Raw genomic sequence first — 584 nt, forward strand, 5'->3', positions numbered from 1 at the left:
TCGCTCCGTCACCGGAACCGCCCGTCTCAGCGGCAAATCGGCCCTCGTAGCTATCCGCGAACTCGTCGACGGCAGGTTCGTGGTCGCCTGATCAGAGCCCAATTGCTGACCCCGTGAGCAATTACCCTGCGGAGGCCCCTACTCGCTTCGTGGCGCGAACCGCTTTGCCTGTTCCACGCATGTCAGCAAAGGCACCTGCGACAACAATCGCACGATCGGCCGTGACGACCTCGAGAAGCGGGTGATCGCGGGCCTCAAGGACCGCTTGATGGCGCCTGAGGTCGTCGCGGAGGCGATGCGGGCCTATGCCGAAGAAACCAATCGACTGAACCGCGAGCGCCGTTCGATGCGCGACGCCTGGAATGCAGAGTTCAAGAAAGTCGTAAAGGATATCGATCAGATCATCGATGCGATCACGGAAGGCATGTTCCATCCCTCCATGAAGGACAAGATGACGGCTCTGGAAGCTGGAGACCCGCAAAAACCGGTAGCGTTTGGACGGCTATAATGATTCATTGAGGGCGCGCGATCACGGAGGCCAGCTATGGATCCCAAGTCCCTGTTCAGTTTGAGCGATCACCTTG

At 59.2% G+C, this 584-nt stretch carries 1 protein-coding gene; it reads left to right on the top strand.

Going from position 1 to position 584, the window contains the following annotated elements; all coding sequences use genetic code 11:
- Positions 1-268: 268 nt before the first annotated feature.
- On the top strand, positions 269-508 hold the full coding sequence (locus V2S85_RS27180; RefSeq protein ID WP_330705887.1) for a hypothetical protein: 240 nt from the start codon (positions 269-271) through the stop codon (positions 506-508).
- The last annotated feature ends 76 nt before the right edge of the window (positions 509-584 follow it).

The sequence above is a fragment of the Novosphingobium resinovorum genome (assembly GCF_036352595.1).
Taxonomy (GTDB): Bacteria; Pseudomonadota; Alphaproteobacteria; order Sphingomonadales; family Sphingomonadaceae; genus Novosphingobium; species Novosphingobium resinovorum_B.

Excerpts from the sequence above, each read along its gene's own strand:
- V2S85_RS27180 (WP_330705887.1), top strand. The coding sequence starts at position 269 with ATGGCGCCTGAGGTCGTCGCGGAGGCGATGCGGGCCTATGCCGAAGAA.